This window comes from Pseudoclavibacter sp. 8L (genome assembly GCF_902506465.1).
GTDB lineage: Bacteria > Actinomycetota > Actinomycetes > Actinomycetales > Microbacteriaceae > Pseudoclavibacter.
This window is the reverse complement of record NZ_LR733191.1, coordinates 16,821-30,097: the sequence shown is the minus strand read 5'-3', so window position 1 is coordinate 30,097 and position 13,277 is coordinate 16,821. Positions and strand designations below refer to the sequence as shown.

Genomic DNA, 13,277 nt, shown 5'->3' with positions numbered 1-13,277 from the left:
ATCGTGCAGCAAGCCACCGGTGCAGGCGTCCACATGGCAAACGGATTCGACCCCGCGAAGGGCACGCGCCTCGAGCCGAGGATCGCCGAACTCGTCGCGCGTCGAGACCGAGCGCTCGGACCGTCCTACCGCCTCTTCTATGACGAGCCGGTCGCGCTTGCATCGGCGAGCGGTCTTGAGCTGCTCGGCATCGATGGGCGAACCTACCTCGACGCCTACAACAACGTTCCGGTCATCGGGCACAGTCACCCGGCCGTGACTGCCGCCGTGAGCGCGCAGCTGCAGACGCTGAACACGCACACCAGGTACCTCACCGAATCCATCCTCGACTACTCGGAACGACTGCTCGGGCACTTCCCCGCATCGCTGGAGCGGATCACCTACACCTGCACGGGCAGCGAAGCCGTCGATCTCGCGGTTCGCATCGCTCGCCATCGCACCGGACGCCGGGGGCTCATCATCTCCGAGCACGCGTACCACGGCACGACAGTGACGGCCGCAGGCATGTCCCCGTCTCTCGGCCCGAACAACCCGCTGGGGCCCGACGTCGTCACCATCCCGTCTATCGATACCGCGACGACCCCGCCCGATCAGGTCGGCGCCAAGCTCGCGGAGGATGTGAGGGCGGCCGCCGCGCTGCTCGAGGAATCCGGGGCGGGGGTTGCCGCAGTCGTCTTCGATTCGATCTTCTCGAGTGACGGCGTGCAGACCCATCCATTGGGCTTCCTGCAGCCCGCCGAAGCCGTGGTCCGGGAACTCGGGGCGCTCTGGATCGCCGACGAGGTGCAGCCCGGATTCGGGCGCACGGGAACGTGGTGGGGGTTCGAGCGTCACGGGATCGTCCCCGACCTCGTCGTCCTGGGCAAGCCGATGGGCAACGGCATGCCCATCGCGGCCGTCGTGGGCACTGTGGATGCCCAAGCATCGTTCGGCGCCGAAGTCAGATACTTCAACACCTTCGCCGGCAACCCCGTCTCGATTGCCGCAGCCACGGCGGTGCTCGACGTGATCGAGGGCGACGAGCTCGTCGCCCACGCGGCCACGATGGGAACGCGGCTCCTGGACGGCTTGCAGGAGCTCGTCCGGAGCCACGAATCCGCACAGCACGCACGCGGTGCCGGGCTCTTCGCGGCCCTCGATCTCGGCACGCCGACAACCCCGGACCCGGAGCTCGCCGCTCGGGTGGTGAACGGCATGCGTCAAGCAGGCGTGCTCATCAGCGCCTCAGGACCAAGCGCGGCATCGCTGAAGATCCGGCCACCACTCCCGATCTCGCCGGCACAGTGCGACCAGATCGTCGAGACGATCGACGCCGTCTTGACCGAGCTCGAGGGCACGCGCTGAACCCCGGTTGAAGCTGCCGCCTTCGCGCGAGCAGACCGCCCTTGCGTCGGCAGCCGCCAGGGGTGCAGAAAAGCCCGGGCGGATGAACTGATGAGTGCCAGTCCTTCCGCCCGGGCGTCTTTGTCGGTCCGCTTGCGCCTATTCGCTCGTCACGCGTCCTCGGCGCTTCTTGATGAGGAACGCCGCTCCGGTTCCTGCGAGGACAGCCCCGAGGAGGGCGAGGAAGCCGGCGAGGCTGCCGTCGACGCCCGTCGTTGCGAGGTCGCCGTCCTGGCCGCCGGCGTCGGATCCACCGTTCCCGGACCCGTTGCCGCCGCCGTTGCCGGGGCTCGACGTCGGCGCCGTGGTCCCGGTGCCGTCGGTGGAGGTCGGCTGGGGCGTGGGCTCAGTTGTCGGCTCCGGGGCGACACCGACCGTGAAGTCGAAGCTGCCGGAGGTGACTTCGAGCTGAGCCGTCCCGTTCTCGATGCCCACAAGCGTGACGCCCTCGGCATCGGCCGCGGCGAGTCCGCCCTCAAGCACGGTCATGCTCTCGTCGGCAACTGGCACGTAGACCGTCGCGGACGAGTTCGCGGGAACCACGACGTGGTACTCGAACGCGCCGTTCTCGGTCGTCCAGTCGGAGACGAGCGTGCCGTAGTTCGTGGTGAACGCGGCATTCGACCACGTGACGCGGCCGTCGGCATCCGGCTGCGGCTTGAGCACGGAGTGCTGATAGCCGGGGTTCGCCGGGTCCTGGTTGATGCCGGCGACCGTGTTGTAGATCCACTCGCTGACCGCGCCGTAGGCGTAGTGGTTGTACGAGTTCATGCTCACGTCGCCGAAGCCGTCCTCGAGCGTGTACGAGTTCCAGCGCTCCCAGTAGGTCGTGGCGCCCTGGTCGACCGTGTACAGCCAGCTCGGGTAGGCGTTGCTGAGCACGAGGTCGTAGGCGGCGTCGAGCTGGCCGCTGCCGGAGAGCGCCGGCAGGATGGCAGGAGTGCCGAGGAAGCCCGTCGTGAGCGCGGGCTCTCCGTTCTCGCCGGCGAGACTCAGCTGTGCGAGGCGCTCGGCGAGCCCAGCCTGGCTGCCATCCGGGTAGAGGCCGAAGTCGAGCACGATGGCGTAGGCGGCCTGCGTCTCGAGGTCGACGCCTTCGATCTGCGAGCCACCGCTCGGGAAGTAGGTGGAGACGAAGGTGTTCTTCCAGTCCTGGTGCCAGCCGCTGAACTTCTGCGCGTCCTCGGTCTTGCCGAGGGCCTCTGCGGCCTCGGCCATGAGTGCGATCGTGTGCACCTTGTACGCCTGCATCACGAACTCGGTGTCGGTCTTCGCGAACGACAGCCAGTCGCCGAGCACGAACCCGCGCGGGCCCTCGTTGAGCGCCGTCGCGTAGGCACTCATCTGCTCGTAGTTGACCTCGAGGATCTCGGTGTCGCCGTACGCCCTCCACAGCTCGTAGGGCACGATGATGCTGGCGTCTGTCCACGGGTCGGACGTGCCGTGCACGAACTCCCAGCCGGAGTGGTACGGCGCGAAGCGCGGGTACTGGCCGTCCGCGAACTGCGCGTCCGCGAGGTCGAGTTCCGTGTACTTCTGCAGGAAGTTGCGCACATCCGCGGTCATGGATGCGGTCGACGTGAACACCTGGATGTCCCCGAGCCAGCCCATCCGCTCGTCACGGGCCGGAGTGTCGGTCGGGATCGAGTTGAAGTTGCCGCGCAGGCCGTTGATCGTGTTCTCGTGCAGGGCGTTGAGACCGTCGCTCGACGTCTCGAGGTCCATCGTCAGCTCGGTGGCTGAGCTCAGCACGTGCGCCGTGACGTCGCCTGTGTCGACAGAGTTCGCGTCGAATCCGTCGAAGCCGGAGACCTCGAGGTAGCGGAAGCCGTGCATGGTGAACGTCGGCTCGAACGAGCCGGAGCCCGAGTCGCCGATCGTGTAGAAGTCGTTGGCCTTCGCCGAGCGGAAGTTCTCGTTGTAGATCGTGCCCGCGGGGCCGTCGGCTGTTGCGCTGCTGTCGTTCAGCATCTCGCCGTAGTTGAGCTCGACAGTCGAACCGGCGGGCCCAGACACGTTGATCGCGACGTTGCCGACGATGTTCTTGCCGAAGTCGAAGACGAGGTTGCCGTTTGCATCGACCGTGCGGGAGACGGGCGAGAGCTCCTCAACCTTCTTGATCGCGGATGCGCTGTCGCCGACGACCTTGAGTCCTGCGGGCAGCGAGGTGGTTGCGGGTGTTGCCCAGCCTGATTCATCGAAGCCGCCCTGCGACCATCCTGCGACTGCTGGCTCGAGCCGAGCGTCGTAGTTCTCGCCGTCCATGAGGTTGCTGTCGGTGATCGGGCCCTCGCCGAAGTACGACCAATCGGGTCCCGTCGCGACCGACTCGGTGCTGCCGTCGGTGTAGGTGATCTCGAGGTTCGCCATGAGCGCCGGTTGCGCTCCGTAAGGCTTCTGCAGCGCGCCGAAGGATCCCGAGTACCAGCCATCGCTGAGCTGCGCGCCGATCGCGTTGTCGCCGGCCGCGATCTGATCGGTCACGTCGTAGGCGTTGTAGAGCGCTGTCTTGAAGAAGTCGGAGGTGCCAGGCGCCAGGTAGGAGTCACCGACCTTCTCGCCGTTGAGCTCGAATTCGTAGACGCCGAGGGCGCTCGCGTAGAGGTGGGCCGACTCGACTGTCTTCCCGCTGGTGGTGAACTCCTCGCGGAAGAGGCCATCCGACGCACTTGTGTCGGCCTCCTGAGCGAGGCTGTCCGCAACCGTGATCCAGCCGTCGGCGATCTTCGCACCGTCGGCTTCAGCGAAGGCGGATGCGCTGGGATCTGCGGTGAGCTTCGCTTGGGTCTCCTCGAGCTTCTCGGCCGCATCGGGCACCGTCAGGGAGACATCGGTGTACTTGGCGCTCGTCCCGTTGTCGTTGTACAGGCCGACAAGACCCGCTCGCACCATCTGCCGGTTGCCCGGCAGCTCGAATTCGGCGAGCACTGCACCGTCGAGGCTGATCTTCCACGTCGACCCGGAGGGGAAGACCCCTCCGCCTCCGACGAGGCTCGCCGTGAGCGTGTGCTCGGCGGCGGGGTCGAAGCCGTCGAGTGCGACGTCGACATTCACGGGGTCGAAGCCACGGGGGCTGTCCGTGTTCTCGGCCGCGCCGTTGTCACGGGTGAAGTCTCGGATGCCCTGTGCGCTGCCCTCGTGTAGCTTCAGCCGGTACTGACCGTCGACCTCAGCCACGTTGAGGAGGATGAAGTCGTCGTCGATCCCGTTGAAGGTGAGGCCGGCGGACCCCTGCAGGATCTGGAACCTCGTCGAGACATCGAACGTCGTTGCGAGCGAGCGATCGTCAGCGAGCGAGGGCTCGGCGCCTGGCTGGGTGATCCACTGGGCGCCGTTCCAACCTGTGCTCCCGTCGGTCGCCTTGAGCCCGGTCCGGAAGGACGACGTGGCGGTGGGCAGCGTCTCCCCGCGCTCATCCGTCACCTGCACGGCCCAGAAGTAGCTGGTCTTCGGCGACAGCTCGGGGCCAGCGTAGGCAACCGCTGAACTGGCGTTTGATTCGACGACGCCGGAATCCCAGACGTCACCCTCGCCGTTGGAGGCCTTCTCGGCCGAGGTCGCGACCACGAGGCGGTAGGCGGTCTGTGCGGCGCCGCGATGCGCCGCATCCATCTGCCAGCTGAAGCTCGGTGTGGAGTCGACCAGGATGGGGGACTCCTGGCGGTCGACTTGAAGTACGACAGGAGTGGTGTCGGTCGGAGCGGCGATGGCGAGCTGCGCGCTCACGAAGGATCCTGCGAAGAGGCAGGTGCCGAGCGTCAGGGCTGTCGCGGCCTTGAATGATCGGCCTCTGCCGTGGGGGGTCTTCGATATCAAGTGCGATCTTCCGTTCTCTTCGTTGAGGTGCTTCATCGGGAGTGGAGGCACGCGGATGGGGCGTTCGTCGATGAACGCAGCGATGTGTTGAAACGCTTCAACATCCGGGTGACACGAAATTATCAGTCGCCATGCTGTTACACAACGGGCAATTTGCAGAGCGTGCGAACGGCCTCGAGGTGGGCCGCAGACAAGCCCACCGAGGCGGCGCGGAAGCTGGATCGCAGTTGCTCGACGGTGCCAGCGCCAATGACCGGAGAGCCTGGAAACGCAGAGGCGAGGAGAACGGCGACCGACAACTCGGTCGCGGGTACGCCGTAGAGAGACGCGAGCTCGTCGAGCAGCCGTGCGGTCGCCCTGTTGTGGTTGTCGTGGAAGAGCCGAACCGTCGCGTCAGCTGGACCGCGCCTCCAGCGCGAGAAATACCCCTTCGACTGCGACGAGTAGGGGCTGGCTGGAAGGCCCGACTGCTCGTGGAAACGATGCATCGTCCCGTCCATCGCCACCATCCCGGTCGGGAGTGCCGTCTCGAGCGGGCGCGCGAGCCCCCAGCTGGGCTGGTTGACCACGAATCCGGTCCAGCCGCGAGCCGCCGCGACCACACGGCTCTCCCGAAGACGCGTGGTCGTCCAGTTCGAGGCGCCGTACGCACCGATAAGGCCTGCTCGGGTGAACTCCTCCAACGGCGCCAGGAGCTCTTCGAGGGGTATCGCGGTGCTGTCCCGGTGCAGGTACACCAACGGGATCGTCTCGAGCCCGAGGTTGTCGCGTGCCTCCTCGATGTCGAGGCGCAGCGACTCGGGGTCGAGGCGCGTCACCGCGGGGTCATCCAGCGAGGGGTGGCCGATCTTGGTCGTGGCGTTGACAACTGTGCGCATGCCCCTGGACGACAGCCATGCACCGAGCATGCGTTCGCTCGCACTCGGCGGGGCCGCATGCTCCCAATCGCCATACACGTGCGCCGTGTCGATGGTCCGCCCGCCCTCCTCGACGAACGCGTCGAGGAGGGCGAACGAAGCATCCCGGTCCTGCTTCGTGCCGAAGCCGAGCGTCCCGAGCACGAGCTGCGCTCTGGGGTCGCGTGCGAGGGAGATCGTGCCGGACACGGTGAGCCAGCTCTCCCTAGCGCACCCGCGTCTCGAGTGCGGGGGCCGCGACGCGGTGCTCGAACTTCGCGCCAGACACGAGCTCGAATCGCTCATCGGCCCCTGGGAGTCGTACCTGCCCCGTGACGCCGGTCGGAAGCTGCAGCTCGTAGCTGACCCCCTCGAGGGTTCGCGTCCACGAGCCAGTGATCCTCCCGTACCTGGAATCGAAGGCGATCGTCGCGCTCGTGAGGTCGCCGCCGGGCTGTGGCGCCCAGACGACCCGCCGATAGCCAGGCTGCGCGGGAGCCAGCCCCCCGATGGTGCGGTGCATCCAATCGGCCACGGAGCCCAGCGCGTAGTGGTTGAAGCTGGTCATCTCACCCGGGTTGATGCTGCCGTCGGGGAGCATCGAATCCCACCGTTCCCAGATCGTGGTGCCGCCCATGCGCACGGTGTAGAGCCAGGACGGGCACGAGTCCTCGAGGAGCAGTGCGTACGCATCGTCGAGGTGCCCGGTTGCGGTGAGGGCGTCGCTGATGACGGGCGTTCCGGCGAAACCCGTCGCGATGCGGTGGCCCGCCTCGCGCACGAGCTGGGCCAGCCGTGCACCCGCAACCTGCTTCTCCGAGGCCGAGAGGAGATCGAAGCGTATGGCGAGTGCATATGCGGTCTGCGCGTCACTCGTGAGCAGGCCGCCATCCACGACGTACTCGCCGCGGAATGCGTCGCGCGCCTGGGACGCGATCGTCGCGTACCTGCTCGCTTCCGAGGTTCGGCCGAGGGTGATGGCGATGTCGGCGAGACGCCTCGTCGTGTACGCGAAGTACGCAGAGGCGACGAGGTACTTGTCGGTCTGCCCGTCTGCCGGGTCATGAGGCGGAGCAGCAGGGTCCAGCCAGTCTCCGAGCTGGTGTGCCGACTTCCAGAGTCGCGAGTCGCCCGACTGGAGGATCATCCGGTCGACCCAAGCTCGCCCGCTTTCGAACTGACGCGCGAGGATGCCGCGGTCGCCGAATCGCTCGTGCAGCACCAGAGGAGTGAGCACAGAGGCGTCGCCCCACACAGCGCCGGTCTCGATTGGGGTCCAGGTGGGCCCGCCCGGGACGACGGGCACGAACCACGGCACGGTGCCGTCGGGCAGCTGCTCGAGGGCGAGGTCCGCGAGCCAGCTCTCCAGGAACCCGGCGCAGTCGTAGAGGAAGGACGCGGTGGGGGCGAAGACCTGGATGTCGCCCGTCCAGCCGAGCCGCTCGTCGCGCTGCGGGCAATCCATGGGGATCGACAGGAAGTTGCCGCGCATGCCCCAGACGACGTTCTCGTGCAGCCGGTTCAGGTCATCGGATGAGGTGGTGAGCGTTCCCGTGCGCTCCATGTCGTTGTGCAGCACGCGCGCGATCACACCTCCGACGGGCAGCTCCGCAAGGCCGGTGATGACGGCATAGCGGAAGCCGTGGAAGGTGAACTTCGGCTCCCACAGGCGTGGGCCGCGGCCATCCAGGGTGATGATGTCGTGGGCGTCAGCGAGGCGGAGCGGGCGGACGCCCAGCTCGCCGTGCTCGAGCACCTCGGCGTGACGCAGCTCGATGCGGTGTCCGGCCGGCCCGTCGACTTCGACGCGGAGCCGACCGACGAGGTTCTGCCCGAAGTCGATGAGGTGGGAGTCCTCTGCGGTTCGAGTGACCGAGACAGGCTCGATCTCCTGCGTGCATCGCACCGGCGGGAGCGACGGCGCGACAAGAGTGGCGGCGTCGCGAGAGCGGACTTTGACGGGGGTCCATCCGTCATCGGAGGCACCGGGTGTGCTCCACCCGTCCTGTTCCTCGCGGGTGTCGTGCTTCTCGCCGTCATAGAGGCCGGCGCTGGTCATCGGGCTGAGCGCCGCTACCCAATCGGCGTCGGTCGCGACGACGTGGCGGGAGTCGTCGGTGTGCTCGATCTCGAGCTGAGCGATGAGGGACTGGTCGGTGCCGTAGAGGTCGTGGTAGCCGCCGTTGAAGCCGAGCCGGCCGCGGTACCAGCCGTCCCCGAGCCAGGCGCCGATGACGTTCGCGCCCTGCTGGACGTGCTGGGTGACGTCGAAGGTCCAGTAGATGAGGCGGTCGTCGTACTTCGTCCAGCCTGGAGACAGCTCGTGGTCGCCCACGCGCTGCCCGTTGATCTCCGCTTCGTAGAGACCGTGCGCGGTGACGTACAGGCGGGCGCTTCGGACGGGCTTCGCGAGGTGGAACTCGCGACGGACGAGGGATGGCCTCCGGTCGGTCCCGGCCTCTTCCTCCCAGGCTGCGCCGACGGGCATCGCCTGCCAGTCGGCCTCCTCGAGGAGGCCGACCTCGACCGTTGTGGCGTCGCTCCAGGCGGACCACGTGCCGCCGCCGAGCACGCGGACACGGATGGCTGCTGACTCACGGGAGAGAAGCGGCTCGAACGGCCACGACACGAGAACCTGCTCGTGGCCTCGACCACCTGACCGGCTGAGCTGCCCGCCGCGATCCACTTCGAGCTCCCAGGCATCTTGTGTCCACCCGGGAGCGGCGCTGATCTTCCAGCTGAGTCGAGGGGTGGGGGTGCCGATGCCGATGCTCTCGCGGAGGTGCTCGATCGTGGGGGGAGTGACGTGCACGGTGTTCCTGTTCGGAGTGTTGATGCTCATCCCTTGACCGCTCCGGCCGTGAGGCCCTTCTGGATTCGCTGATTGAGGATGAGGTAGACGATCAGGAGTGCGAACACGTTGATGCTGACGGCCGCGAAGAGCGGACCGTACTGCGTCGTGCCGAAGTTCCCGTTGAAGTTGAGGAGGCCGAGCTGCAGCGTGCGGATGCTGCCGGAGTTCGCGAAGGTGAGCGCGATGAGCAGGTCGTTCCAGAAGAAGAAGAACTGCACGAGCCCGACGGTGAACAGGCCGTTCTTCATCATCGGCAGTCCGATGGAGAAGAACTGCCTGATGACGGATGCTCCGTCGATGGTCGCCGCTTCGAAGATCTCTCTGGGGATGGATTGGAAGTAGGTCGCCATCAGGAACACGGTCAGCGGGAGCCCGGTCGCGGTGTAGGTGATGATCAGCGTCCAGAGGGTGCCGGTGAGGCCGATCTGGAAGTAGGCACTGAAGAGCGGGAGCAGGATCATCTGGGTCGGCACCATGATGCCGGCGAGGAAGATGAGCAGCACGTTGCTGCGCCCCTTCCACACCATGACCTCCAGCGCGAACGCCGCGGCCGTGCCGAGGAGGAGCATCAGGAAGAGCGAGGGCAGGACGGCGACTGCGCTGTTCAGGAACGTCTGGCCGAGGCCGGCCGTCTCCCACGCGACGCTGTAGTTGTCGAAGTTCCATTGCTCCGGCATCGCCCAGGTGGGTTCTTCGAGGAACTCGCGCTGCGTCTTGAAGGAGCCGAGGAGGAGCCAGAGCAGCGGGTAGCCGACGATGACGAGGAGGAAGGCGACGCCGATCCAGACCGGGATCCGGCCGAGCAGCCGGCGGACACGGGCCGGCGAGAAGCTGTTGGTCGTGGTCATGATGCGGCCCTCTGTCGGTTGCGGGCGGCCCCGCGGAAGACGACGAACGTGACGGCGAGGCACACCATCGTCAGGAGCATCGCGATCGTCGAGCCGTAGCCGTACTGGCCGTAGGTGAAGGACTGGTCGAACATCGCGATCGTCAGGGGGCTCGTGGTGCTGCCGGGCCCGCCGTTCGTGAGTGCGAGCACGCTGTCGAACACCTTGAGCGTTCCGTTGATCGAGAAGATCAGCGAGGAGATGAGGACGGGCAGCGAGAGCGGAAGCACGATGTGGCGGATGAGCTTCCACCCGCTGGCTCCGTCGAGTCTGGCGGATTCCATGACGTCTTCGGGGATGTCGATGAGCCCTGAGTAGAGGAGCACGCCGTAGAAGCCCATGGAGCGCCAGATGTCCATGATCGCGATCACGAAGAAGGCGCTGCCGCCGTCGCCGAACCAGTCGAGCGGGACGCCACCGAATGAGGTGATGAAGGAGTTCACGACACCTTGCGTGGGGGCGACGGAGAAGAGCTGCTGGAAGAGCAAGGCCACGGCGACGGTCGGCATGACGACCGGGAAGAAGACGAGTGTCCGGATGAGGCCCGAGGCCCGCTTCAGCGCGAAGGCGTAGAGCAGTGCCAGGCCGTACCCGAAGAGCACCTGGCCTATGGTCACGACGACCGCGTACTTCAGAGTGAAGAGGAGGGCTGCGTGGACTTCGGAGTCGCCGAACAGTCGCACGAAGTTGTCGAAGCCCACGAAGGTGAAGCCGACGATCGCGTTCCCCTCGAAGAGGGTGTACCCGAGTGAGACGAGCACCGGCACGAGCATCACGACTGAGTAGACGAGGAGTGCGGGGCCGAGCAGGATGGCGATCGTGCGCTTGTCGCCGAGCACGTTTTTCATGTGTATCTCCGAATCCGGTGGAGGTGCGGGAGCGGACGCTCCCGCACCTCGCGGGGACTTAGCCCAGGTCGGCCTGGACTTGCGCCATGAAGTCCTCAGCGGTGATGCTGCCCGTCACGAGCTGGGCGGCATTGCGCTGACTCGTGGTCGTCGCTTCAGGGGAGAAGAGCGCCTCGAACCAGAGCACGGTGGTCTCTGTCTCAGCGATCTGGTCCTGGACCAGCTGTGTCAGCGGTGGCACGTCGGCGACCTCTTCGGAGAGCGCGAAGCCGGAGACGCGGTTCTCCTGTGCGAGCGCGGTGCTGCCGTAGTTCTCGACGATGCAGCTCAGCCATGCTTTGGAGTTCTCTCCCGTGGCGTTCGCGTTCATCGTGAGTGGGAGGCCCACGTTCGCGGCCAGCTGGGAGCGGTCGCCTGCGCCGCCTTCGACGCCGGGGAAGGGCATGAAGCCGACGTTCTCGACGCCGATCCGGTTCGCCTCTGGGTCGTTGAGGCCGCTGAGGAACCAGCTGCCCATGTAGAACATCGCGGCGCTGCCGTTGAGGAACTGGTTCTCGGACGTCGCCATGTCGATCGAACCGACGCCCTGACCGAAGTAGCCGGCGGCGCCGAGGTCGGCGATCGCCTGCGCGGCTTCGACGTACTCGGGGTCGGTGAGCTTGGCCTCGCCGTCGGCGACCTTCTGCATCGCGTCGGGGCCGAGGGTGCGGAACAGGTAGCTCGAGATCAGGCGCGTGATCGGCCACCCCTGCTCTCCACTCGCGGAGAACGGCTGAATGCCTGCAGCGTCGAGCTTCTCCGAGGCCGCGGTGAGCTCGTCCCACGTCTGTGGCTCGGCGATGCCCTGCTCATCGAAGATCGTCTTGTTGTACCAGATGCCCTCGACGTTGTACTCGAAGGGGAGCACGGCGAAGCTGCCGTAGAGGTTCTCGATCGTGGAGACGGCTGCCGGCTCGATCTTGTCGAGCTGTCCGGACTCCGTCAGCAGCGCTTCGAAGTCGGCGATGTTGCCCGACTCCGCGAGTGTCTGCGTCAGGGCAGGTGCGTTGCCTGCTGAGAACAGCACGGGGAGGTCCCCCTGTCCTGCCTTGAGCTGGAGCTGCTGGTCGAGGTTCGTCTGGGGGACGGTCTCGACGCTCAGTGGCTGCGCGCCGGCTTCGGCTGAGCAGGTGTCCCCAGCTAGGGTTTCGAGGACGGCTGGAACCTCGGTGTTCTCCACGTTGATGAAGACGGATAACTCATCGTCACTGACGGATGCGCCACCTCCACCAGAGCAGGCCGTGAGCGCGAGTACAGAGACTCCCGCGAGAGCGGTCAGGGTCAAGCGCGTTGGCGCGACCCGAGGGGTTCGCTTCATGAATCCTCCTTGATTGGGCGAGTCGACCTCGCGTGCTTGAAGCGCTTCAAAGACAACCACGAACCTGCACGATTCGCAAGCGAACGGATAACTTTCCTGTCGTATAGAGTTCTGATCCATGTCACCGACGACCAATGAGACCAGGGATCGACCGCGGCCAGTGATGACTGACGTCGCGCGTCTCGCCGGGGTGTCATTGGGGACCGTCTCCAACGTGCTCAATACCCCGAACCTCGTCGCGGCAGGAACGCGCGAACGAGTCGAGCGCGCCATCGAGGAGCTTGGCTTCGTCCGGAATCGGACGGCGAGGTCGCTCGCCATGGGACGGGCTGACACGGTCGGTTTCGTCATCGTCGATCTCGCGAACTCGCTGTTCCTCGACATCGCCAGAGGGGCGGAGGAGGCCTTCGACACGAAGCACAAGCGACTCCTTCTCGCCAACAGCGACGTCGACCTCGCCAAGCAGACAGGGCACATCGAGCTCTTCGAGGAGACGCAGGTGGCCGGCATCCTGTTGGCTCCACTCGACGCTCCGCTCGACGCCGCGCAGCACGCGCGGGGCAGGGGCATGCCGGTCGTGCAGGTCAACTGGCCGGGAAGCGGCGACGCCTGCGGGGTCGTGGCCGACGAAGAGCTTGGTGGCTACCTGGCGGCGAAGCACGTCATCGCGCTCGGGCGTCGCAGGCTCGTCTTCGCGGGTGGCCCGTTCTCGCTCTCCGCGGTCGCGGCGCGTCGGCGAGGTGTGCTCCGGGCCTGCGAGGAGAGTCGAGGTGTCGAGATCGAGACCATCGAGACGCCACGCATCACCGTTCGTGGAGGCCATAGCCTCGGCGTGATGCTGGCCGAGCGCCCGCCACACGAGCGGCCGGATGCGCTCGTCTGCGCGTCCGATGCCCTGGCATTCGGGGCCATGCAACCGCTTCTGGCGGCAGGCGTCTCGGTGCCGGAGGACCTGGCAGTCGTCGGCTTCGATAACAACCGCATGTCGACCGACAGTCCAGTCCGCATCACGAGTGTCGGGCAGCCCGGCCTCGAGATGGGGAGGGTGGGCGCGGAGCTGCTCATGGAGGAGATCGCTCTCGGTGATCGGCACGAGCATCGCACGATCGTCCTGCCGCCCAGTCTGCACGAGCGCGCAAGCACGATCGGAGGCCGCGGCTGAGGGCTGCCGCGTCCGTCGACAGGCTCGCACTGCCTTCGAGGCGACCTCAATCGTCGTGCCTCTCGTGTCAACGG

General features: G+C 66.6%; 8 protein-coding genes. 2 read left to right on the top strand and 6 right to left on the bottom strand.

Annotated features, from left to right (window positions below; genetic code table 11):
- Window positions 1-33: 33 nt before the first annotated feature.
- On the top strand, window positions 34-1,344 hold the full coding sequence (locus tag GV007_RS16425) for an aspartate aminotransferase family protein (RefSeq protein ID WP_160074523.1): 1,311 nt from the start codon (window positions 34-36) through the stop codon (window positions 1,342-1,344).
- A gap of 138 nt (window positions 1,345-1,482) precedes the next feature.
- Here GV007_RS16425 and GV007_RS16420 read toward each other — a convergent pair whose 3' ends face one another.
- The 6 genes from GV007_RS16420 to GV007_RS16395 all read right to left on the bottom strand — a co-directional run bounded on the left by GV007_RS16420 (window position 1,483) and on the right by GV007_RS16395 (window position 12,041).
- The gene (locus GV007_RS16420) at window positions 1,483-5,109 is read right to left on the bottom strand and encodes a family 78 glycoside hydrolase catalytic domain (RefSeq protein WP_160074521.1); all 3,627 of its coding nucleotides are present in this window, start codon (window positions 5,107-5,109) and stop codon (window positions 1,483-1,485) included.
- 227 nt (window positions 5,110-5,336) lie between these two features.
- Window positions 5,337-6,305 carry an aldo/keto reductase gene (locus GV007_RS16415; protein WP_160074519.1) on the bottom strand — a complete coding sequence of 323 codons (969 nt, stop codon included), beginning with the start codon at window positions 6,303-6,305 and terminating at the stop codon, window positions 5,337-5,339.
- 16 nt (window positions 6,306-6,321) lie between these two features.
- Complete coding sequence (locus GV007_RS16410) at window positions 6,322-8,937, bottom strand: alpha-L-rhamnosidase (protein WP_236558591.1); 2,616 nt, start codon at window positions 8,935-8,937, stop codon at window positions 6,322-6,324.
- Window positions 8,934-9,797 carry a carbohydrate ABC transporter permease gene (locus tag GV007_RS16405; protein ID WP_104332703.1) on the bottom strand — a complete coding sequence of 288 codons (864 nt, stop codon included), beginning with the start codon at window positions 9,795-9,797 and terminating at the stop codon, window positions 8,934-8,936. The genes GV007_RS16410 and GV007_RS16405 overlap by 4 nt, the downstream gene beginning before the upstream one ends.
- Window positions 9,794-10,684, bottom strand: coding sequence for a carbohydrate ABC transporter permease (locus tag GV007_RS16400; protein ID WP_160074517.1), 891 nt, complete (start codon window positions 10,682-10,684; stop codon window positions 9,794-9,796). Before GV007_RS16400 ends, GV007_RS16405 begins: the two co-directional genes overlap by 4 nt.
- 58 nt (window positions 10,685-10,742) lie before the next feature.
- Window positions 10,743-12,041 (bottom strand): ABC transporter substrate-binding protein, encoded by a 1,299-nt coding sequence (locus GV007_RS16395; protein ID WP_160074515.1) that lies wholly within the window; start codon window positions 12,039-12,041, stop codon window positions 10,743-10,745.
- A 163-nt stretch (window positions 12,042-12,204) separates the two neighbouring features.
- Here GV007_RS16395 and GV007_RS16390 point away from each other — a divergent pair, with 163 nt between their 5' ends.
- Entirely contained in the window at window positions 12,205-13,203 is a 999-nt protein-coding gene (locus GV007_RS16390; RefSeq protein WP_228503047.1) for a LacI family DNA-binding transcriptional regulator, read from the top strand.
- The last annotated feature ends 74 nt before the right edge of the window (window positions 13,204-13,277 follow it).

Bases quoted from the DNA above. Each gene is read 5' to 3' on its own strand.
- GV007_RS16405 (WP_104332703.1), bottom strand. From the start codon at position 9,797: ATGACCACGACCAACAGCTTCTCGCCGGCCCGTGTCCGCCGGCTGCTC.
- GV007_RS16395 (WP_160074515.1), bottom strand. From the start codon at position 12,041: ATGAAGCGAACCCCTCGGGTCGCGCCAACGCGCTTGACCCTGACCGCT.
- GV007_RS16425 (WP_160074523.1), top strand. From the start codon at position 34: ATGGCAAACGGATTCGACCCCGCGAAGGGCACGCGCCTCGAGCCGAGG.
- GV007_RS16390 (WP_228503047.1), top strand. From the start codon at position 12,205: ATGACTGACGTCGCGCGTCTCGCCGGGGTGTCATTGGGGACCGTCTCC.
- GV007_RS16410 (WP_236558591.1), bottom strand. From the start codon at position 8,937: ATGAGCATCAACACTCCGAACAGGAACACCGTGCACGTCACTCCCCCC.
- GV007_RS16400 (WP_160074517.1), bottom strand. From the start codon at position 10,684: ATGAAAAACGTGCTCGGCGACAAGCGCACGATCGCCATCCTGCTCGGC.